The organism is Microbacterium sp. B19(2022) (assembly GCF_012030385.1).
Lineage (GTDB): Bacteria > Actinomycetota > Actinomycetes > Actinomycetales > Microbacteriaceae > Microbacterium > Microbacterium oxydans_B.
The window spans coordinates 39954-59766 of record NZ_JAAUVO010000007.1 but is presented as its reverse complement, the minus strand read 5'-3'; the positions used below and the strand labels follow the sequence as shown (position 1 = coordinate 59766).

Annotated in this window: 19 protein-coding genes; 16 read left to right on the top strand and 3 right to left on the bottom strand. The window is 68.8% G+C overall.

Annotated features, from left to right (window positions below):
* Positions 1-51 precede the first annotated feature (51 nt).
* From HCX50_RS07990 to HCX50_RS07965, 6 genes are read left to right on the top strand one after another with little or no spacing between them, the layout of a single operon-like run.
* On the top strand, positions 52-1320 hold the full coding sequence (locus HCX50_RS07990; RefSeq protein WP_167633658.1) for an ABC transporter substrate-binding protein: 1269 nt from the start codon (positions 52-54) through the stop codon (positions 1318-1320).
* A gap of 7 nt (positions 1321-1327) precedes the next feature.
* Entirely contained in the window at positions 1328-2203 is an 876-nt protein-coding gene (locus HCX50_RS07985) for a carbohydrate ABC transporter permease (protein WP_029263960.1), read from the top strand.
* The gene (locus HCX50_RS07980; protein ID WP_167633656.1) at positions 2203-3015 is read left to right on the top strand and encodes a carbohydrate ABC transporter permease; all 813 of its coding nucleotides are present in this window, start codon (positions 2203-2205) and stop codon (positions 3013-3015) included. The genes HCX50_RS07985 and HCX50_RS07980 overlap by 1 nt, the downstream gene beginning before the upstream one ends.
* Before the next feature lie 39 nt (positions 3016-3054).
* Positions 3055-5175: a hypothetical protein gene (locus HCX50_RS07975; protein WP_205828933.1), complete on the top strand. Its 2121-nt coding sequence runs from the start codon at positions 3055-3057 to the stop codon at positions 5173-5175.
* 43 nt (positions 5176-5218) lie between these two features.
* Complete coding sequence (locus HCX50_RS07970; RefSeq protein ID WP_167633654.1) at positions 5219-6394, top strand: DUF4185 domain-containing protein; 1176 nt, start codon at positions 5219-5221, stop codon at positions 6392-6394.
* Positions 6391-7119 (top strand): SGNH/GDSL hydrolase family protein, encoded by a 729-nt coding sequence (locus tag HCX50_RS07965; protein WP_167633652.1) that lies wholly within the window; start codon positions 6391-6393, stop codon positions 7117-7119. The genes HCX50_RS07970 and HCX50_RS07965 overlap by 4 nt, the downstream gene beginning before the upstream one ends.
* A gap of 151 nt (positions 7120-7270) precedes the next feature.
* Here the strand turns inward: HCX50_RS07965 and HCX50_RS07960 are convergent, their stop codons facing one another.
* Positions 7271-7729 carry a VOC family protein gene (locus tag HCX50_RS07960; protein WP_091033166.1) on the bottom strand — a complete coding sequence of 153 codons (459 nt, stop codon included), beginning with the start codon at positions 7727-7729 and terminating at the stop codon, positions 7271-7273.
* Between the two features lie 103 nt (positions 7730-7832).
* Between HCX50_RS07960 and HCX50_RS07955 the strand changes: the two genes are divergently transcribed.
* From HCX50_RS07955 to HCX50_RS07925, 7 genes are all read left to right on the top strand, one after another.
* Positions 7833-8783 carry a helix-turn-helix transcriptional regulator gene (locus tag HCX50_RS07955; protein WP_167633650.1) on the top strand — a complete coding sequence of 317 codons (951 nt, stop codon included), beginning with the start codon at positions 7833-7835 and terminating at the stop codon, positions 8781-8783.
* Between the two features lie 123 nt (positions 8784-8906).
* Complete coding sequence (locus tag HCX50_RS07950) at positions 8907-9149, top strand: ribbon-helix-helix domain-containing protein (RefSeq protein ID WP_029263097.1); 243 nt, start codon at positions 8907-8909, stop codon at positions 9147-9149.
* Complete coding sequence (locus tag HCX50_RS07945; RefSeq protein WP_167633648.1) at positions 9146-9607, top strand: type II toxin-antitoxin system RelE/ParE family toxin; 462 nt, start codon at positions 9146-9148, stop codon at positions 9605-9607. Before HCX50_RS07950 ends, HCX50_RS07945 begins: the two co-directional genes overlap by 4 nt.
* A gap of 81 nt (positions 9608-9688) precedes the next feature.
* A complete protein-coding gene (purL, locus tag HCX50_RS07940; RefSeq protein WP_167633646.1) occupies positions 9689-12019 on the top strand; it encodes a phosphoribosylformylglycinamidine synthase subunit PurL in 2331 nt (776 codons plus the stop codon).
* Entirely contained in the window at positions 12016-12171 is a 156-nt protein-coding gene (locus tag HCX50_RS07935) for a hypothetical protein (RefSeq protein WP_167381597.1), read from the top strand. Before purL ends, HCX50_RS07935 begins: the two co-directional genes overlap by 4 nt.
* A gap of 152 nt (positions 12172-12323) precedes the next feature.
* Positions 12324-12647, top strand: coding sequence for a cupin domain-containing protein (locus HCX50_RS07930; RefSeq protein ID WP_167633644.1), 324 nt, complete (start codon positions 12324-12326; stop codon positions 12645-12647).
* Between the two features lie 147 nt (positions 12648-12794).
* On the top strand, positions 12795-13499 hold the full coding sequence (locus tag HCX50_RS07925; protein ID WP_167633642.1) for a DUF2786 domain-containing protein: 705 nt from the start codon (positions 12795-12797) through the stop codon (positions 13497-13499).
* 32 nt (positions 13500-13531) lie between these two features.
* Here the strand turns inward: HCX50_RS07925 and HCX50_RS07920 are convergent, their stop codons facing one another.
* Positions 13532-14104, bottom strand: coding sequence for a TetR/AcrR family transcriptional regulator (locus HCX50_RS07920; RefSeq protein ID WP_167633641.1), 573 nt, complete (start codon positions 14102-14104; stop codon positions 13532-13534).
* 70 nt (positions 14105-14174) lie between these two features.
* On the opposite strand from HCX50_RS07920, the gene HCX50_RS07915 reads away from it, so the two are divergent.
* The 3 genes from HCX50_RS07915 to HCX50_RS07905 all read left to right on the top strand — a co-directional run bounded on the left by HCX50_RS07915 (position 14175) and on the right by HCX50_RS07905 (position 17668).
* Positions 14175-16721 carry an MMPL family transporter gene (locus HCX50_RS07915; RefSeq protein WP_167633639.1) on the top strand — a complete coding sequence of 849 codons (2547 nt, stop codon included), beginning with the start codon at positions 14175-14177 and terminating at the stop codon, positions 16719-16721.
* A 119-nt stretch (positions 16722-16840) separates the two neighbouring features.
* Positions 16841-17191, top strand: coding sequence for a TraR/DksA family transcriptional regulator (locus tag HCX50_RS07910; RefSeq protein WP_091033190.1), 351 nt, complete (start codon positions 16841-16843; stop codon positions 17189-17191).
* 39 nt (positions 17192-17230) lie between these two features.
* Positions 17231-17668: a VOC family protein gene (locus HCX50_RS07905; protein WP_167633637.1), complete on the top strand. Its 438-nt coding sequence runs from the start codon at positions 17231-17233 to the stop codon at positions 17666-17668.
* A 410-nt stretch (positions 17669-18078) separates the two neighbouring features.
* Here HCX50_RS07905 and HCX50_RS07900 read toward each other — a convergent pair whose 3' ends face one another.
* Positions 18079-19737, bottom strand: coding sequence for an Ig-like domain-containing protein (locus HCX50_RS07900; protein WP_091033194.1), 1659 nt, complete (start codon positions 19735-19737; stop codon positions 18079-18081).
* Between the last annotated feature and the right edge of the window lie 76 nt (positions 19738-19813).

Genomic DNA, 19813 nt, shown 5'->3' with positions numbered 1-19813 from the left:
CCGTGAAACCAGATTTCTGGTAACGATACCAAACGAACAAGGGAGTTCTGAATGATTTCGCGACGCACGATCGCCGCTGCCGCGGCCGGTCTCCTCCTCGGCACCCTGGCCCTCGCCGGGTGCTCCGGCGACTCCGGATCCGGAGACGCCGGAGAGGTGACCGGCACGCTCAACTTCTACACCGACAAGGCGGCGTGGAAGCCCGACTTCGAGTCGCTCAACGAGGTCAGCGGCGAGGCCGTCGACATCACCCTCAAGACCACCGGCTACTCGGACGCGAACCAGTACGACGCCTTCATCAAGCAGTCGTTCCGCACCGACAAGTCGCCCGGCCTGTTCACCTGGCACACCGGCGACTCGCTCAAGCAGCTGGTCGACGAGGGTCTGGTCGCCGAGACCACCGACATCTGGACCAAGGCCGTCGACGAGGGCTGGGTGAGCGAAGACCTGCGCGACAGCTACACCTACGACGACAAGCAGTACTGCGTGCCGATGAACATCGCCTACTGGATCATGTTCTACAACAAGGCCGCCTTCGCCGACAACGGCATCGAGGTTCCCACCAGCTGGGACGAGCTGAACGACGCCGCCGAGACGCTGAAGGATGCCGGGGTCACCCCGTACTACCAGACCAGCGTGCTCTTCACCTTCCAGTGGTTCCAGCACCTGGTCGCCTCGACCGACCCCGACCTGTACGCCGGGCTCACCACGGGCGACGTGAAGTACACCGACCCCGAGATCGTCGACGTCATGAACGTGTGGCTCGAAGAGCAGGAGGCCGGCTGGTTCAGTGACGCGGGCAGCACCACCGATCCCGCGGTCGGCCTCAAGCAGGGCGACTACGCCATGATCAACTTCGGCACGTTCTTCGCGGGCAACCTCGAGGGCGCGGGCATGACTACCGACGACTACGGGATGTTCGCGATCCCGGCCGTCAACGATGACCTCGACGCCACCCCGGTGGCCGTCGAATCGGGCCCGATCTGCACGGCCGAGAACTCCAAGCAGCGCGACCTCGGTCTCGCCTACGCCGAGTGGTGGATGTCGCCCGACGCGCAGACTGCCTGGAACGACGCTCACGGAGACGTGGCGTTCAACCCGAAGGCGAAGGTCGCAGACCCCGCTCTCGCCGAACTCGGCACCACCATCGCCGGTGACGACTACATGCTGTACGACCGGTTCTTCGAGGCCATGCCGACCGAGATCGTGACCACCGCGATCGAGCAGTTCGGCGCCTTCAACGCCAACCCCGGCGACCCGATGCCGTTCCTGGAGAAGATCCAGGCCACGGCTGACAAGTACTGGGCAGAGCAGGAGTAAGCGTCGGATGGCGCATCAGAAGTCGCCGTACCAGTGGTCCGCCCGGGGCTTCATCGCCCCGGGCGTGATCCTGGTCGCGATCCTGCTCTACCTCCCCCTGCTGTGGACGGTGTTCCTCAGCTTCACGAAGTACAACGGTCTCGGCAGCCCCGACTGGATCGGGCTCGACAACTACGTCGAGATGTTCACCGACGGCGACTTCGTGGGCTCGGCGATGAACACCGTGCTCTGGGTGATCGGCACCCTGATCATCCCGGTCGGCATCGGCCTGGCGATCGCCCTGCTCACCTGGAACCTCGGCGGCGGCATCTGGCTGCGCCTCCCCTTCCTCATCCCCTACGCCCTCTCCGGCATCGGCGTCGGCGTGGTGTGGTCGTTCATCCTCTCCTCGGGCGGAGCGCTCGACCAGGCCCTGGCCGCGTTCGGCGTGACCGACCCGCCGCGGTGGCTGCTGGATGCTCCGCTCAACACGATCGTCATGATCATCGCCTCGTCGTGGCAGGGCGTCGGCGTGAACGCGCTGCTGTTCACGATCGGCCTGCAGGCCATCCCGAAGGAGCCGCTCGAGGCCGCCCGCATCGACGGTGCCGGCGGCGTGCGTCTGTTCACCAGCATCCTCTGGCCGATGCTCCGCCCGCTCACGGCGGTGGTCGTCGGGCTCTCGATCGTCGCGAGCCTCAAGACCTTCGACATCGTCTGGGGCATGACCAAGGGCGGACCGGGCACCGTCTCGGAGACCCTCGCGCTGACGATGTACAAGGAGACGTTCGTGAACAGCGACTACGGACTCGGCTCGGCGATCGCGGTGTTCCTCACCGTCATCACCCTGGTCGCGTCGGTGCTGTACCTGCGTCAGCAGCTCTCCCCGAAGAAGGAGATGTGATGTCGAAGATCATCCGCACCGCCGTCCTCGTCATCCTCGGAATCGTGTGGCTGCTGCCCGCGTACCTCCTCGTCGTGAACGCGATGAAGGACCCGATGACCTTCACCTCGAAGGAGTCGTGGATCCCCACCGAGTTCCACCTGTTCGAGAACTTCGCCGACGCGTTCGAGCTCTCGGGCCTCGGCGACAGCATCCTCAGCACCCTCATCTACTCGATCGTCTCGCCGACCATCGCCGTGCTCGTGGGCGCCGCGGCCGGGTACGCGATCGTGGCACTGCGGCTCAAGCGCGGCTTCCTGTGGTTCGTCGTGATCTTCGGCGGCACGGTGTTCCCGCTGCAGATGGTGCTGCTGCCGCTTTTCGACGCCTACTCGCGCATCGGACTCTTCGACACCCGCGTGGGCATGGTGATCATCTACACGGTGATCTCGATCCCGTTCTCGGCCTTCGTGATGCGCAACTTCTTCACCGGCGTCGCGCACAACGTGTTCGAAGCCGCGGTGCTCGACGGCGCCACCACCTGGCGCATCTTCGTGCGGCTGTACCTGCCGATGGCGTCGAGCGCGCTGGTCGCGATCTTCATCCTGCAGGCGACCTTCGTGTGGAACGACCTGCTGCTCGGCCTCACGCTCAGCCAGTCCGACGACATCCGCCCCATCATCACGACCCTGTCCGGCATGCAGAGCACCTATGGCGGCGCGCAGATGTCGGTCGTGCTCGCCGCGGCCGTGCTCGTCTCGCTCCCCACCGTGATCCTGTTCCTCTGCACGCAGCGGTTCTTCGCCAAGGGCCTCGCGCTCGGCCAGTACTGACCCCTCTCCCGCCCCTCGCCCCGCCCCTCGAAAGGCATCATGCATCCGCTCATCCCCACCGTCGAGGACCTCGCCGCCGATGCGGTCACCCACCACTACGACGACATGATCGCGCCGACCGGCCTCACGAACATGTTCGGCACCGTGCGCGTCGACCACGACCTGACCGCGATCAGCGCCGTGCAGTTCCCGCCCGTGTCGCAGGGGCTCACCCAGACCGCGGTGCTGTTCGTCGACGGCCGGCTGTTCGCCTCGTACGGCGTGCCCGTCACGCACGAGTGGCGGGCGGACCGGGTGGTGCGGCGGGCGACAGTCGGTGAACTCGAGATCGAGACGACCACGGTGTGCGTGCCGGGGAAGACGGCGGTGGCGATCGACATCGCGGTGCGCAACACCGGATCGCAGGATCGGGAGGTGCGGATCGGGCTCTCGGCAGCTGCCCGGGTCACCCAATCGCAGGAGGCGTGGCTCGACGCCGAGTCGCCCTCGGAGCGCGACACCGCGACCGTCGACGGCGAGCGCCTGCTGTTCTCGTCGGCGGATGCCGCGGCCTGGAGCGCGCAGGGACTGGCGGGCGGATCGGCGGCGCTGAGCGGAGTGGCCTCGCTCCCCGAGGCGTTCGACACCGGCATCGGCGGGAACGGTCGTGGCGGCGAGCTGTCGGTGGCGCTCGACGTGCCGGCCGGGGGCACCGCGCGCACCGCGTATGTGCAGGCGGTCGGGATCTCGGCGGCGGATGCGGCGCGGACGTACGACGCCGTGATGGCCGACGTGCCCGGTGCCGTCGCCGCGGCCGAGGAGTTCTGGAACCGACAGCTGCACGCCGCCTTCGACCCCGACGACGGGGAGTTCTCCGGGGCGCTGCCCGTGCTCGAGACGGCATCCGCGCCGCTCCGTCGCCTGTACTGGTGGGCGGTGCTCGGAGTGATCTGGTTCCGCCGCGACTTCGCGGGCAACGTGCTCGGCCGCTCGTACGACACCCTCATGCCCAACTACTGGGGCACCACCACGTTCATCTGGGACTACAGTCTGAGCTCGGTCAGCCACGCGCTGCTCGACCCCGCCGAGATGCGCAACCAGGTGCGGCACTGGATCTCGCTCGACATCCACTCGCACTTCGGCACCTCGTCGCTCACCGGCGGACCGGTCGGCCGCTGGTACTCCGTGAACGACTACGCCATGACCCGGCTCGTGCACGACTACGTGCGCTTCACCGGCGACACCGCGTTCCTCGACGAGATCGTCGGCGATCAGACGGTCGCCGAGTCGGTACGGCAGTGGGCAATGGCGTGGAAGAAGTTACGCGCAGGCACGGCCCTCGCCGATTACGGCGAGATCGACAACCTGCTGGAGTGCGTCAGCTCGTACACGCACGAGGTCGCGAGCCTCAACGCCGCGAACGTCTGGAGCATGCGGACGGCCGCCGCGCTCGCCGAGCTGCGGGGTGACTCCGCCGGCGGCGGCGAGCTGCGCGCGGAGGCCGACGCCCTGCTTCCCGCCGTGATCGAGCGCTACCTTCCCGGCGAGGGTATCTTCGCCGCGGGACAGCCGGACGGCACGCAGCTGCCGGTGCGGCACTGCTACGACTTCAGCGTGGTGGGCACCACGATCGCCGACGACCTCGCCCCCGGCATCCGCGACGAGATGGTCTCGTTCTTCCAGCGCGAACTGCAGACCGACAACTGGATGCGCGCGCTCTCGCCGTGGGACCCCGACGCCAGCTACAGCCCCCGACCCGACCATCAGTGGAACGGTGCCTACCCCGCCTGGCCCGCGGATGCCGGACGCGCCCTGGCCGCCCTAGGCGCTCCCGAGGTGCTCACGTCGTGGGTCGAGGGGCTGTCGCGCACGGCGAACCAGGGACCGATGGGGCAGGCGCACTTCGTGGAGGAGGCGCTGCCCGGGATCAACGGCGGCGCCCGCAAGGCTCCGCCGCAGCTGCCGTACATCATCGACTGGTCGTGCTCGTCGTCGGGCGCCTGGGTCGAGCTCGTGATCGAGGCCCTGTTCGGCGTCTCGGTCGCGGCCGACGGCACGGTGCGCGCGTCCGGCTGCGTCGCCGCACTCGACCCGCACGCGGTGCTGCTCGGGTTGCGCGTGGGCGAGAAGACCTACGACATCGACGCCTCGGGAGGGATCACCGAAACCCCCGGGCGCTGAGCACGACCAGCTGTACCCACACGAACACGAAGGAGTGATCGAGATGAGAAGACGCATGATCGCGGCGGGTCTCGCCGCCGCATCCCTGTGCGCGGGCGCGCTGTTCGCGGCCCCGGCGAGCGCGGCGGTTCCGGCCGGCGGCGGGCACGGCAACGGGCACGGACACGGCCAGTGCTCGCTGGTCGACAAGACGCTCACGGCCACATCGAGCGTGAACCAGAACCTGACCGAGACGTTCACGACCTACGGGAACACCGGCGGCGAATGGACCGGGGGCGACAGCACCTACTCGATGCCGCTCGGCAAGGGGAAGACCGGCTGGTTCTTCTCGGACACTTTCCTCGGCACCGTGAACCCCGACGGCTCGCGGCCGACCGACTCTCCGTTCGTGAACAACTCCGTCGTGGTGCAGGACCGCCGCGGCGACCTCACGACCATCACCGGCGGCACCCCCGACGACCCGGCCGGCATCATCCCGCCCGAGCCCGACGGCAAGTGGTACTGGATCGGCGACCCGACGCCCGGCCGTCACGGCACGGTGCAGGTGCCGCTGCTGCAGTTCGCCCGAACCGGCACGGGGCAGTGGGACTTCGCGTGGACCGCGAACCGGCTCGCCACGCTCGACGGTCAGACGCTGCAGCTCGAGGGCATCGTGGATCTCCCCTCGGCGACCGGCATCAACTGGGGCTCGTGGACCCTCGAAGAACGCGGCACGACCTACATCTACGGCATCGCCGACCCCGGCGGAGTGCGCTCGGCCTACGTCGCCAAGGTGCAGGGCAAGGACGGCCTGAAGGGCACGTGGACGTACTGGAACGGCACGAGCTGGGTGGCGAACGAGGCGGATGCCGTGCCCGTGGTGCCCTACGTGGCCAACGAGTTCAGCGTCGCCCCCTTCCGCGACGGCTACCTGCTCGTGACGCAGGACACCTCGGAGCTGTTCAGCACCCGCATCGTCGCGCGCACCTCGTGCTCGCCGACCGGTCCGTTCACCGACCCGGTCGAGCTGTACCGCACGCCCGAGACCGGGGCGCTCGGCAGCTACGGAGACCCCGACGTGTTCACCTACAACGCGCACGAGCATCCGAATCTGCGTCAGGGCAACCGCATCCTCGTCTCCTACAACGTGAACACCTTCGACAACGTGGGTGACGTGTACGACGACGCCTCGATCTACCGTCCGCGGTTCATCGACGTGCAGCTTCAGGTGAGCCGTTGACGGATGACCGCGCGGCGCTCCGGGGGCTCCTCGCCTCCGGAGCGCCGGTCACCTGGGTGTTCACGGGCGACTCGATCACGCACGGCCTGATCCACACCCGAGGGACTCGCAACTACGTCGACCACCTGCACGAGCTGATCCGCGGCGATGCCGGGCGGGTGCAGGATGCCGTGATCAACACGGCGATCACGGGGTGGCGGGCCGATCTGATCCTGGGCGACTTCGACCGTCGCGTGGCGCACTGGCGGCCCGACGTGGCGACGCTCATGATCGGCACGAACGACTGCACCACCGAGTGGCTCGACCCCGTGATCGAGGTGTCGGCGTTCGCGGAGTCGATCGCGGAGTTCGTGCGGCGGGTGCGAGCGCTCGGTGCGGTGCCGGTGCTGCAGACACCGCCGACCGTCGATCTGCTGCATGCGCCCGACCGCGCACGCATCGGCGAGTTCGCGCAGGCGATCCGCGATGTGGCCGCGCGGGACGGTGTGGTTCTGGTGGATCAGTACGCCGCGTTCGCGGAGTTCTCGGCGGGAACCGGTCCGGGCAACGAGGGCATGCCGTGGGGGCTGCTCGACGACGCGTTCCACCCGAGCGCCGCGGGGCATGCCCTGCTCGCACTCGGGTGGGCCGAGGTGGTCGAGATCGGCGGTGCCGGCTCGCCCGTGCTCGCGGATCTCGCGGCGCGGGTGGCGCTGGCGCGGCATCCGCAGTGGCCACCCGCGTGACGCGCGGCGTGCCGGGTTCGCGCGGGGCGGCGTGCCGGGTGGGGCGGTACACCTGTCGGGAGTTCGGACGGATGCAGGAGCGAAACGCCGCGAACCCTCCTGCATCCGTCCGAACTCCCTGCATCCGTCCCGGGAAAGGGTACGTCGCGGGTCAGCCGGCCTGCACGTCGAGCACCCAGGTCACGCCGAAACGGTCGGTGAGCATGCCGAAGCCGGCCGACCAGGCCGAGGCTGCCAGCGGCTCGACAACCGTCGCGCCCTCGGCCAGACCGTCCCAGTACCCCCGCAGCTCGTCGAGCGATTCCGCCCGCAGCGACTGGAAGAACGTGCGGTCGGTGATGGTCGCGCCGTTCTCCCGGTGCGTGGTGCCGGCGGTCGCCGTCGGGTCCGGGTCGTCTTGCCCCGGGATGTCGTACGCCATCAGCCGGATCCCCGTCGCGGCTTCGAGCTGTCCGAACACGATCTTGTCGAACCCGGGCACTCCCTCCGGCATGCCGAACTGGCCGTATGTCGCGGCGGTGACCTCGCCGCCGAACACGGACCGGTAGAAATCGAGCGCCTGTCGAGCCGTGCCGCGGAAGTTCAGGTGGGTCGTGGTGTTGATGGTCATCGGTCTCTCCTTCTTGTGCGGCCCGCCGTTCGGAACCGCCTGAGAGAACGATCACAGGGGTAGCGGTCGGTTTCTGTCCTCTACTGCGGGCAGACTGAATCGCATGGCCTCAAGCTCGTCACGAATGCTCGCGCTGCTGTCGCTGCTGCAGACACCGCGCGACTGGCCCGGCCACGTGCTCGCCGAGCGACTGGAGGTCAGCCCGCGCACGGTGCGTCGCGATGTCGATCGCCTGCGAGAGCTCGGCTACCGGATCGCTGCGGTCAAGGGTCCGTACGGCGGCTACCGCCTCGAAGCCGGATCCGAGCTGCCGCCGCTGCTGTTCGACGATGACCAGGCCGTCGCTATCGCGGTGGCGCTGCAGGCCGTCCCCTCCAGCGGCATCGACATCGAGGAGGGCGCGGCGCGGGCGCTCGCGACCGTGCGGCAGGTGATGCCCTCACGACTGCGGCACCGTGTCGACGGCATCCGCTTCACGGGTGCCACTGCCGATGTGCGCGTCGATCCGGCGGTGCTCGAAGCGGCGAGCGCGGCCGTGCGCGACCGCCAGGTGCTGCGCTTCGACTACGGCTCCGACCGCGACCGACCTGCCCGTCGCACCGAGCCGCACGCGGTGGTCGCCCGTGAGGGCCGCTGGTATCTGCTCGCATGGGATCTGGAGGTTGCGGATTGGCGTACCTTCCGGCTGGACCGGATGCAGCCGCGCACCCCTACCGGACCCACGTTCAGCCCGCGTCCGCTGCCGGCGGCGGATGCTGCGACGTATCTCGCGGCTCGGGCGAAGGGGTCGGCGACCGAGGATCGGTGGCCCTGCGTCGGCGAGGTCGTGATCGAGCTCCCTGCCCGCGAGGTCGCACCCTGGCTAGGCGAGGGCGAGCTGGAAGACCTCGGCGACGGCACATGCCGCATCACGGTCGGCTCCTGGTCGTGGGTCGGGGTGCTCGCCGCGGTCGCCCGGTTCGATGCGCCCTTCACGGTGGTGGGTCCGGCGCCGCTGCGAGAGGCCGCGGGGGTTCTCGCGGCGCGGTTTGCGGCGGGGGACTCTTCCTCCTGATCCAGGAGTTCTTACGAGCTTCTCCCATTCTCTGCAGCTGCGCCGCCACGGGACGGAATCACTGCAGGCGATGACGTTCACTAGTGCTATGACAAACTTTGCCATCGGTATTAGCGTGGAGGTATGGCCACGATGAACATCTCTCTTCCGGACGCGCTGAAGGACTTCGTCGAAACGCAGGTGGCCGAGCGCGGCTACAGCAACAGCAGCGAGTTCATGCGTGAATTGATCCGCCATGAGCAGGCCCGCGAGCAGCTGCGATCCCTGGTTGTCGACGGGATGACGTCGGGGCCGGGTTCCGAAGTGGACCAGGCGTACTTCGATCGCCTCCGAGACCGCGTCCACGCAGACGCCGCCGACGCGTGACTGCGGGGCGAGTCGTCACCACCAGGCGGGCGGATGAGGACATCGACGGCGCGGTCACGCGCTACCTCGGCGAAGCAGGGCCGCCGGTCGCGATCGCGTTCATCGACGACCTCCAGCATGCGATGAGCCGGCTCGCTGCGTTTCCCTCGCTGGGATCGGTGCGCTTCGAGCTGGTGACCGAGATTCCCGACATCCGCGCCTTCCCTCTTCGAAACCATCCGTACCTCGTCATCTACACCGATGATCCGGACGCCGTGCGAGTCCATCGCGTGCTTCACACGAGGAGAGACATCGCTGCCGCCCTCACCGAGAGCGATCGTGGCACCGCGTGGTCGCGACTCGTGCGCACCGGAAGGGTCACCCTCCCCACGAAGAAGGGCGCCCTGTCGCACCCACCGCAGCAACAGGACGAGACATCCGCACAGATCCTCGACGCCATCCGCGCCGACCGCATCTGACCTCCCGCACCCGCGGGAGAGGCGCCTCACCCGCGCCGGTAGACTGAGCATGCCCCGCCGGCCCCTTCCTTTGGAGTGCGCGTGACCACCGCCCCTGCACCTTCCCCCCAGCACGTCCCCGACTCCGTCGAGAACGCGATCGCGACGCCCGAGAAGGAGCAGCCGTACGCGGCCCTCGGACTCAAGCCCGACGAGTACGAGCGCATCAAGGAGATCCTCGGCCGCCGCCCCACCTCGGGCGAGCTGGCGATGTACTCCGTCATGTGGAGCGAGCACTGCTCGTACAAGTCGTCGAAGAACTACCTGCGCCGCTTCGGCCAGAAGGTCTCCGACGAGATGAAGGAACGCCTCATGGTGGGCATGGGCCAGAACGCGGGCGTCGTCGATGTCGGCGAGGGCTGGGCCGTCACCTTCAAGGCCGAGTCGCATAACCACCCCTCGTTCATCGAGCCCTTCCAGGGTGCGGCGACCGGCGTCGGCGGCATCGTCCGCGACATCATCTCGATGGGCGCACGCCCGGTCGCGGTCATGGACGCCCTGCGCTTCGGTGCGGTCGACCATCCCGACACCGCCCGCGTCGTGCACGGCGTGACCAGCGGCATCAGCTTCTACGGCAACTGCCTGGGCCTGCCGAACATCGGCGGCGAGACGGTCTTCGACTCCGTCTACCAGGCCAACCCGCTCGTGAACGCGCTCGCGGTGGGCGTGCTGCGCCACGAAGACCTCAAGCTCGCCAACGCGACCGGCGTCGGCAACAAGGTCGTCCTGTTCGGCGCCCGCACGGGTGGCGACGGCATCGGCGGCGCGAGCATCCTGGCCTCCGACTCGTTCGACTCCACCGGCCCGACCAAGCGCCCCGCGGTGCAGGTGGGCGACCCGTTCGCCGAGAAGGTGCTCATCGAGTGCTGCCTCGAGCTGTACCGCGGCGAGCTCGTCGAGGCGATCCAAGACCTCGGCGCCGCCGGCATCTCGTGCGCGACCAGCGAGCTCGCGGCCAACGGCAACAGCGGCATGAAGGTCTCGCTCGACAACGTGCTGCTGCGCGACCCCACGCTCACGGCCGAGGAGATCCTCATGTCGGAGTCGCAGGAGCGCATGATGGCGATCGTCGCTCCCGAGAAGCTCGACGCTTTCCTCGAGGTCGTGAACAAGTGGGAGGTCGAGACCTCCGTGCTCGGCGAGGTCACCGGCGACGGACGCCTCATCATCGACTGGCAGGGCGAGCGCATCGTCGACGTCGACCCCTCGACCGTCGCGGTCGACGGCCCCGTCTACGACCGTCCGGTCGCCTACCCGACGTGGATCGACGCCCTGCAGGCGGATGCCGCCGAGAACCTGCCGCGTGCGAACGACCCGGAGACGCTGCGCGAGCAGTTCCTCGCCCTCGTCGCCTCGCCGAACCTGGCCGACACGAGCTGGATCACCAACCAGTACGACTACTACGTGCTCGGCAACACGGCACTGAGCTTCCCCGACGACGCCGGCATGATCCGCGTCGACGAGGAGTCGGGTCTCGGCTTCGCGATCTCGACCGACGCCAACGGCCGCTACTGCCAGCTCGACCCGTACGCGGGCGCGCAGCTGGCCCTCGCCGAGGCGTACCGCAACGTCGCCGTCACCGGCGCCGTGCCCACGGCCATCACCGACTGCCTCAACTTCGGCTCTCCCGAGAACCCCGAGGTCATGTGGCAGTTCGGTCAGACGGTCGACGGTCTGGCCGACGGATGCTACGAGCTGGGCACCCCGGTCACCGGCGGCAACGTCTCGTTCTACAACCAGACCGGCGACGTGCCGATCCACCCGACCCCGCTCGTGGGCGTGCTCGGCATCATCGACGACGTCTCGCGCCGCATCCCCTCCGGATGGCAGGACGAGGGTCAGAACATCTACCTCCTCGGCACCACCTCGACCGAGCTCTCGGGTTCGGCCTGGGCCGACGTCGTGCATGACCACCTCGGCGGACTGCCGCCGAAGGTCGACCTCGCGGGCGAGAAGCGCCTCGCGGGTCTGCTCTCGGCCGCCCGCGACGAGTGGCTCATCTCCTCGGCGCACGACCTCTCCGAAGGCGGCCTCGCGCAGGCACTCGCCGAGGGCGTCATGCGCTTCGGCGTCGGCGCCCGCGTCTGGCTGAACGAGATCATCGAGAGCAACGGCGTGGATGCCGCATCCGCCCTGTTCTCCGAGTCGACCGGTCGCGTGATCGTGACCGTGCCGCGTGAAGACGACGTGAAGTTCCGCGGACTCTGCGAGGGACGCGACTACCCGGTGATGCGCATCGGCGTGACCGACACCGAGGGCGCGAAGCTCGAGGTGCAAGACGTCTTCACCGTGTCGATCGCCGAGCTGCGCGAGCGCTCGCAGGCCACGCTCCCCTCGTACTTCGGCCCGACGGTCACGGAGGTCAGCGCATGAGCGACGTGAGCCGGCAGAACCCGAACGAAGAGGACTACGGCGACCTCGGCGAGAAGCGCAACCGTCGCATCCGCATCGTCGCGTGGACCGTGATCATCGCGCTCATCCTCGGCGGTGGCGGCGCGACCGTGATCACCCTCATCCTCGGCTGAGAGCGGCCGGCCCCTCCGCCCCAGGTCGCAGTTCCGCACCCGCGTCGCAGTTCCGCCCCCGCGTCGCACGGATTCCACGATTGCGTGCGACCTCGATGAGAGAGTGCGACGCGGCCTCGCCAGGCGTACCCTCGGGCGGGAACGGAGGAACCATGACCATCCACCTCAGAGACGTCACCGCTGACGAAGACATCGAGGGGTACCTGCTCGGCTCACCCGTGAGCATCATGCGTGAGTTCATCACGACACCCGGTCGAGGACCACGTCTGCACCGGCATCCGTACGCCGAGACGTTCGTGATCCGTCGCGGCCGCGCGCTGTTCACGGTCGGCGACGATCAGGTGGTCGGCGTCGGAGGGCAGGTCCTCGTCGTCCCCGCGCTCGTCTCCCACCGTTTCGAGGTGCTCGACGGCGGCACATACGAGGCCACGCACATCCATGCGAACGACCGCTTCGTCACGGAGTGGCTCGAGTAGCCACGGCATCACCGCCGAACACCGCGCACAGCATCCCTCCCCAGGACGCCGCGAAACAGGTTTCTCCCCAGGCACCGTGATCGACCCTCTGAATGCGGGTGACCCCGCGGAGGATTCGAGGCATCACACACCACCAAGGGGGATGCCATGACCGAGGCGAAGCTCGAGCTGATCGCGAAGCTGCTGGCGAAGGCCGAGAGCACGACACCGGAAGAGGCGGAGGCTCTGACCGAGCACGCCGAGCGGCTGATCGTGAAGTACGGCATAGATCAGGCCCGCATCGACGAACGCCGTGGCCGGCTGGGCCAGACGCAGGAGCAGATCGTTCAGGAGCGGATGCTCTTCAGCGGCGTGTACGCCCGGGATCTGCAGGAGATCGGCGCGGGTGTCGCGCAGGCGCTGGGCACGGTGCGGCCGCTCGGGATGGAGGTGCCCGTCGGCGCGGGCCTGCTCCTGGTCGGGTATGCGTCCGACGTCACGCAGGTGCGCACCCTCACCGCGAGTCTCGAGGTGCAGGCCATGGTCGCGATGCGGAAGTGGTGGTCCGTGCAGCGCGAGATCTACCACCGGCACACGGAGTCCGAGAAGCGGCGTGCGCGCAGCGGCTTCCTGCGGGGCTTCGCCCGAGGTGTCATGAGTCGCATCCAGGACAGCCGCCGAACGATCGTCGAGGATGCGGGCACCGGCACCGCCCTGGTCCTGACCTCGCGCCGCGATCGGGTGGACGAGGCGGTCGACGCGATGGCGACCAAGCGCGCCCGACCTCGCCGCCAAGCCGATGCCGGAGCCTTCGCATTCGGGCACCGATCGGGGCGAGAAGCGCGAACCGGCGAGCGAGGCCGCCTGACATGACCGAGTCCCTGTACCCCCGGCGCGACGGAAGCTCAGCGGGCGAAGAGGTACCGGACCAGGTCGACGACCCCACCGGGATCGCGAGCCTCACGACCGAGCGACTCCACGATGATCGCCCCCAGGATGGCCCTGCCGATCTGGGCGATCGGTGCATCGGCCGGCAGCTGCCCGTCTCGGATGCCGCCGCGCAGGCGCTCCGACAGGTACTTCTCGACCCCGAGGCTCTCGCTCAAGTGCACACCGACCTCGGCATCATCGGCGGCCGCGGCGACGAGCGATCGCAGCAGGGCCTGCCCCTGAGGGGCCTCGAGGATCGACAGCACCGAACGCAGCCACGCCTCGACATCGCCCTGGAGGTCGCCGGTGTCCGCGACGACGAAGTCCACGGGGATGAGGCGCCCGTCGACCAGGCAGTCCGCGATGAGCGCACCCCGCGAGGGCCACCACCGGTAGATGGTCTGCTTGCCGACCCCTGCTTCCTTCGCGATGCCCTCGATCGTGAGCCGGTCGTACCCCTGCGCGTGGAAGAGTCGCGAGGTCGCATCGAGGATCGCTTCGCGCGCCGCGGTGCTGCGCACGGGCCCGCTCCGATGCTCGTTGACCATGCTCTCAGGATAGCCAAAGATGTCTAGACGAGACGTGCCGTATGATCTTTCGAGTCTGAAGGAGACCACTGTGGCTTCACTGCTCTACCGTCTGGGTTCGTTCGCTGCACGCAAGGCGTGGACGGTGATCGTGTCGTGGGTGTTGATCCTCGGCCTCGGCGTCGGCGCCTTCCTCACACTGGGGGGCACGCTGAGTAACAGCTTCGACATCCCCGGCACCGCATCGGGGGCCGTGACCGACGAGCTCGCCGACAAGCTCCCGGATTCTGCAGGCGGCACCGGAACGGTCGTGTATCGGACCACCGACGGTTCGGCGTTCACCGACGAGCAGAAGCAGGACATCTCCGATCTCGCTGCCAGCGCCGAGGATCTCGATGGCGTCGCCTCCGTGATCGATCCGTTCGACGCGCAGCAGCAGCAGGCCGATCGCGCGAAAGAGCTCGCCGACGGCGAGAAGCAGATCACCGACGGCCGCGCCCAGCTCGACGCTGGGCAGACGAAGCTCGACGAGGGCAGGGCCCAGATCGAAGCCGGCCTCACCCAGCTCACGGCGGCCCGCACCCAGGCGGAGCAGGCCGGCGCCGGCCCCGAGCAGCTCGCCGCCCTCGACGCCCAGGTGGCGGCGTTGAACGCGCAGGCAGCCGAGCTCGAGGCCCAGAACGCGAAGCTGGACCAGTCCCGCATCACCCTGCAGGAGAACGCCGACCAGGCGGAGTTGGGCTCCACCCTCCTCGACCTGGCCGACGGCATCGGCGTGGTGTCGGAAGACGGGTCCACCGCGATCGTCAACATCTCGTTCGTCGACCCGCGCCTCGAACTCTCCGAAGAGGTCAAGCAGGGCACGATCGACCATTTCGCATCCGCTCCGATCGACGGCACCGAGGTCGACTTCGGCACCGACATCGCGCAGGGCGTGCCCGAGATCTTCGGCGTCGGCGAGGCGGTCGGTCTCGTGTTCGCCGCGATCGTCCTCATCGTGATGCTCGGGTCGCTCATCGCCGCAGCCCTCCCCATCGTCACCGCCATCGTCGGCGTCGGTGTCGGTGTCACGGCATCCCTCGCGTTCTCCGGCGTGGTGGACATGGCGTCTGTGACACCGGTGCTGGGCGTGATGCTCGGCCTCGCGGTCGGCATCGACTACTCGCTCTTCATCGTCAACCGACACCGCAAGCAGCTGCTCGCAGGGGTTCCGGTGCGCGAATCCATCGGCCTGGCCACCGGCACGTCCGGCACCGCCGTGGTGTTCGCCGGCACGACCGTGATCGTCGCGCTCCTCGCGCTCAACGTGACCGGCGTCCCGTTCCTCGGCCTCATGGGCACGGTCGGCGCAGTGTGCGTCGCGGTCGCCGTGCTCGTCGCGATCACCCTCGCGCCCGCCATCCTCGGGCTCGTCGGCGACCGTCTGCTCAGCCGCCGCGCTCGCGCGACGGTCGGGCAGGAGCACGCCGCGGGCAAGCCCGTGAAGCGGATGTCGACCCTGCGCGCGGTCGTCACCACGCTCGTGAGCGTGGTCGCGCTGCTCATCATCGCGATCCCCGCGATGTCGATGCGACTCGGCCTGCCCGACGGGTCGAGCGAACCGAGCGACTCGACCAGCTACCGCGCGTTCCAGACCGTCGACGAGCAGTTCGGCGAAGGTGCGAACGGCCCCCTGCTGGTCACCGCGACCCTCGACGACGCCGTCACCGACGATGATCTGCTCTCCACGCAGGTCACGATCGCACAGGCCATCGCCGACCAGGACGACGTCGTGGCGGTCGCTCCGATCGCCACGTCCGACGACAACACCCTCCTCGCGTTCCAGGTCGTCCCCGAGGAGGGTCCGAACAGCGCCTCCACCGAGAAGCTCGTACAGGACCTCCGCGCCCTGCCGGCGATCGGCGACGGCATCACCCTCGGCGTCGCGGGTCAGGCCGCGATCAACATCGACATCTCCGAGGCTCTGGCCGGGGTCCTGCCGCTGTACCTCGTGGTCGTGGTCGGCCTCTCGCTGCTCATCATGATCGTCGTGTTCCGCTCGCTGCTGGTGCCCCTCATCGCCACCGGTGGGTTCGTGCTCTCGCTGTTCGCGACGTACGGCCTGATCGTCGCGGTGTTCCAGTTCGGCTGGGGCGCCGAGATCATCGGGCTGCACAGCACCGGGCCGATCCTGAGCTTCCTGCCGGTGATCCTCGTCGGCATCCTGTTCGGGCTCGCGATGGACTATCAGCTGTTCCTCGCCTCCGGCATGCGCGAGGCGTACGTGCACGGAGCATCGGCGCGCGATGCCGTGGCCCAGGGCTTCCGTGCCGGCCGCTCGGTCGTGACCGCCGCCGCGCTCATCATGGTGTCGGTGTTCGGCGGGTTCATCTTCTCGGAGTCGACGATCATCCGCTCGATCGGGTTCGGCCTCGCGTTCGGCGTGCTGCTCGACGCGTTCGTGGTGCGGATGCTGCTGATGCCCGCGCTCATGCATCTGCTCGGCCGTTCGGCGTGGTGGCTGCCGCGCTGGCTCGACCGCATCCTGCCGAACGTCGACATGGAGGGGGCGGCCCTCGAGCGCGATCACCCCGGCATGAAGGCCGTGGCCGTTCCGACGACGACCGACTCGGTGCCGACGAGCGGGCACTCGGCCTGAGGCGGCGGGCGTCGCAGATTCGCGTCGAGGTCGCAGTGTTCCGCCTGGATCCTGCGACCTCGACGCGAAAGTGCGACGGTTGGGGCCGGGGTGTCGGTGGGGATGCCTAGAGTGGGCGCATGAGTTCTGACCCACGCGCGCTGCTGCAGGAGTTGCGCGTCCAGGCCGAGGCCCGGGTGCAGGCGGCGGCCGCAAGCCTCGACGAGCTCACCCACGACCGCGAGAGCTCGAACGACGACGACGAACACGACCCTGAGGGCGTCACGCTCTCGTCGGAGTGGTCACGGCTGACCGGGCTCGCCGAGGCGGCAGCATCCGAACTCCGACAGGTCGACGACGCGCTGGCGCGAGTGGATGCCGGCACCTACGGCGTCTGCGCGAACTGCGGCCGGCCGATCCCCGCGGCACGACTGCAGGCCCGACCGTTCGCCGAGTACTGCGTCGCCTGCGCCGAGAAGCTCGGGCACTAGCGCTGACACGGGTGGACGAGCGCGAGTAGCATCCCACCCATGCCCATCACACTCGAGAACGTCGGGATCGCCGTGCGCGACCTGGAAGCCACCATCTCCTTCTTCACCGACCTCGGCCTCACGGTGCTCGGTCGCGACGAGGTCAGCGGGGAGTGGGCGGCGACCGCGGTCGGACTCGACGGCAACCACGCGAAGATCGCGGTGCTGCAGACCCCCGATGGACGCGGCCAGATCGAGCTGTTCGAATACATCCACCCGGATGCGATCGAGACGGAACCGACCCTTCCCAACGAGATCGGCATGCACCGCATCGCCTTCTCGGTCGACGACATCGACGAGTCGCTCGAAATCGCGGCCCGCCACGGCTACCAGCCACTGCGCGGCGTCGCGAACTACCAGGACGTCTACAAGCTCACCTATCTCCGCGGCCCCAGCGGCATCCTCGTGATGTTCGCGCAGGACCTCACGAAGAGCTGACCGCGCGTCCCCAGACTTCCCGTGCACGGCTTCGGCACCTCGTGCACGACTTCGGAGTTCCCCGTCGACACGCGGCCGTTCGGTCGATCCGCCCGGCGCGTCATGCGCGATCTCCGAAGCTGTGCGGCGACGAGGGGGCCAAGCAGTGACGAGGCCGCCTGACCCGAACGGGCTCGCGCGGTCTCAGGCGGAGAACTCCCCCTCGGGAGGAGATTCTCGGCGAATCCGTCCGCCCGAGGGGGAGAAGTCCGCCCGAAGCCGGGTGCCCGACGCCGGGTGCCTGAAGGGGGACAGCCGCAGCGAGGCAGCTCAAGCGGTCACCCCCACGCGCGGCAGCCGAACACGCGACACCGAGCCGGACAGCCGAAGCGGGGCAGCCCCCGAAGGGACTGCCCCGCCACGACAGGAACCTACGGCAGCGCCGGGCCCCCTGGTCCCGCACCCGGCACGGGGTAGTACACGGGCGGAGTGTCGTCCCACGCCGACGGCAGCATCAGCAGGTCGTCGTAGTGGTGCATGGCGATGCCGCCGAACGAGGCGTCGTCCTGGAACGCGGCGTACGTCTTGTCGAGCTCGCCCTCGAGGTAGGTGCGTCCCTCCTCCCAGAACGTCACGGTCTCGGGGTCACCCGTGCCGGAGAGGTCCTTGGTCTCGATGCCGACCACGACCGAGTGCGGCTTGCCGATCTGGTTCGCGTAGTCGATCTCGTGCTGCGCCTGGGCGATGATGCCCGCACTGCCGTCGGCCGTGTCGCGGTAGTCCATGATCGCGATGTAGTCGGTCATGTCCTGGATGTGATCGCTGAGCGGCTTGGTCTGGCCGTTCCAGGTGATCGAGGTGCAGCAGGCCGAGGAGTCCAGCCAGCGCGGGATCGCGGGCCCGACCAGCACCGGCAGCCCGGAGGCGTCGCGGCGCTCGATGAGCGTGTCGAGGATCTCGAGCCACCGGTTCGGGAGGCCGCCGCTGTCGGGCAGCTTCCAGTCGGTGAGGATGTACGGCTCGATGTCGACGTTGATGCCGTCGAAGCGCGCGGACTCCGGCACGGCGAGGTTGTAGTCGAGGACCTTCTCGAACTCGTCGACCGCGAAGTGCTCGAACTGCTCCAGGGCGCCCAGATACGGCGGACGCGTGCCACCGGCAACGGTGGCCTGCACGTGGTAGCCGCGGGCGCGCGCCCACTCCACGAACGCCACGACCTCGTCACGCGAGTCGCGCAGCATGTCGGTCGTGCCGTACTTGTCGACGCCGAGGTAGATCGTGCGGATGGGGTCGGACCCGAACGTCGTGGTGTCATCCATTACGGCGCCGAGGCGGTCGCGGGCGTCCTCATCGAACACGGCCTCGTACGAGGCGCGCTCCCAGATCCACATCGCGCGGTCCTGGTCGTAGATCACGGGGGTCTCGGCGGTGGCTCCACCGAGCGCGACGTAGGTGGTCGGCGCGTCAGTCGTGTGCCCCGACACGTCGGTCGCCCGGGCCTCGATGCTCGCGAACTCGGAACCTGCGACGGGGAAGGATGCCGTGTACTCGCATCCGCCCTGCGCCGCAGCGGCCTGCCAGGCACCGCCGTTCACCCGCACCTCGACGGCGGACAGCGCGCGGTCGGATGCCACGTCGACGACCACGTCGAGGGAGGAGCCCGCATACGCGCCCTCGGTCGGCGAGACGACCGTGACGACCGGGCGGGATGCGGCGGGGTTGTCGACCTCGACGGCGAGGAACTCCGACCAGGTCGTGTAGAGGGTGGTGAGGTCGAGGGCGCGCACGGCGAGGTCGAGTCGCCCGTCGCGGTCGGCGATGTCGATGTCGATGCTCCACGTGCCGGCCGTGCCGGTCACCGGGATCGGGATCACCTCCTGGGCCCCCACGACGAGTACGAGCTCGGAGGTGTTCGCGAACGTCCCCTCCACCGTGAGCGTCGATCCGCTGACGGTGCCGCCGTCGACGGGCGAAGTGATCGCGAGCTCGGTCGTGACGGTCTCCGCAGAGGCGGCGCCGCCGGCGGCGACCACCCCTCCGGTGAGAAGGCTCGCGGCGACCAGCGCCGACAGCCAGCGTGTGCGTCTCATCGGTGTCTCCTTCCGCTCCGCCAGGCGCGGAGTCGTCGTGACTGCCACCGTGACGCGCGGGCATCCGGTGGTCAAC

Excerpts from the sequence above, each read along its gene's own strand:
- HCX50_RS07975 (WP_205828933.1), top strand. The coding sequence starts at position 3,055 with ATGCATCCGCTCATCCCCACCGTCGAGGACCTCGCCGCCGATGCGGTC.
- HCX50_RS07920 (WP_167633641.1), bottom strand. The coding sequence starts at position 14,104 with ATGGTCAACGAGCATCGGAGCGGGCCCGTGCGCAGCACCGCGGCGCGC.
- HCX50_RS07935 (WP_167381597.1), top strand. The coding sequence starts at position 12,016 with ATGAGCGACGTGAGCCGGCAGAACCCGAACGAAGAGGACTACGGCGAC.
- HCX50_RS07930 (WP_167633644.1), top strand. The coding sequence starts at position 12,324 with ATGACCATCCACCTCAGAGACGTCACCGCTGACGAAGACATCGAGGGG.
- HCX50_RS07980 (WP_167633656.1), top strand. The coding sequence starts at position 2,203 with ATGTCGAAGATCATCCGCACCGCCGTCCTCGTCATCCTCGGAATCGTG.
- HCX50_RS07950 (WP_029263097.1), top strand. The coding sequence starts at position 8,907 with ATGGCCACGATGAACATCTCTCTTCCGGACGCGCTGAAGGACTTCGTC.
- HCX50_RS07925 (WP_167633642.1), top strand. The coding sequence starts at position 12,795 with ATGACCGAGGCGAAGCTCGAGCTGATCGCGAAGCTGCTGGCGAAGGCC.
- HCX50_RS07905 (WP_167633637.1), top strand. The coding sequence starts at position 17,231 with ATGCCCATCACACTCGAGAACGTCGGGATCGCCGTGCGCGACCTGGAA.
- HCX50_RS07910 (WP_091033190.1), top strand. The coding sequence starts at position 16,841 with ATGAGTTCTGACCCACGCGCGCTGCTGCAGGAGTTGCGCGTCCAGGCC.
- HCX50_RS07990 (WP_167633658.1), top strand. The coding sequence starts at position 52 with ATGATTTCGCGACGCACGATCGCCGCTGCCGCGGCCGGTCTCCTCCTC.
- HCX50_RS07900 (WP_091033194.1), bottom strand. The coding sequence starts at position 19,737 with ATGAGACGCACACGCTGGCTGTCGGCGCTGGTCGCCGCGAGCCTTCTC.
- HCX50_RS07970 (WP_167633654.1), top strand. The coding sequence starts at position 5,219 with ATGAGAAGACGCATGATCGCGGCGGGTCTCGCCGCCGCATCCCTGTGC.
- HCX50_RS07985 (WP_029263960.1), top strand. The coding sequence starts at position 1,328 with ATGGCGCATCAGAAGTCGCCGTACCAGTGGTCCGCCCGGGGCTTCATC.
- HCX50_RS07960 (WP_091033166.1), bottom strand. The coding sequence starts at position 7,729 with ATGACCATCAACACCACGACCCACCTGAACTTCCGCGGCACGGCTCGA.
- HCX50_RS07955 (WP_167633650.1), top strand. The coding sequence starts at position 7,833 with ATGGCCTCAAGCTCGTCACGAATGCTCGCGCTGCTGTCGCTGCTGCAG.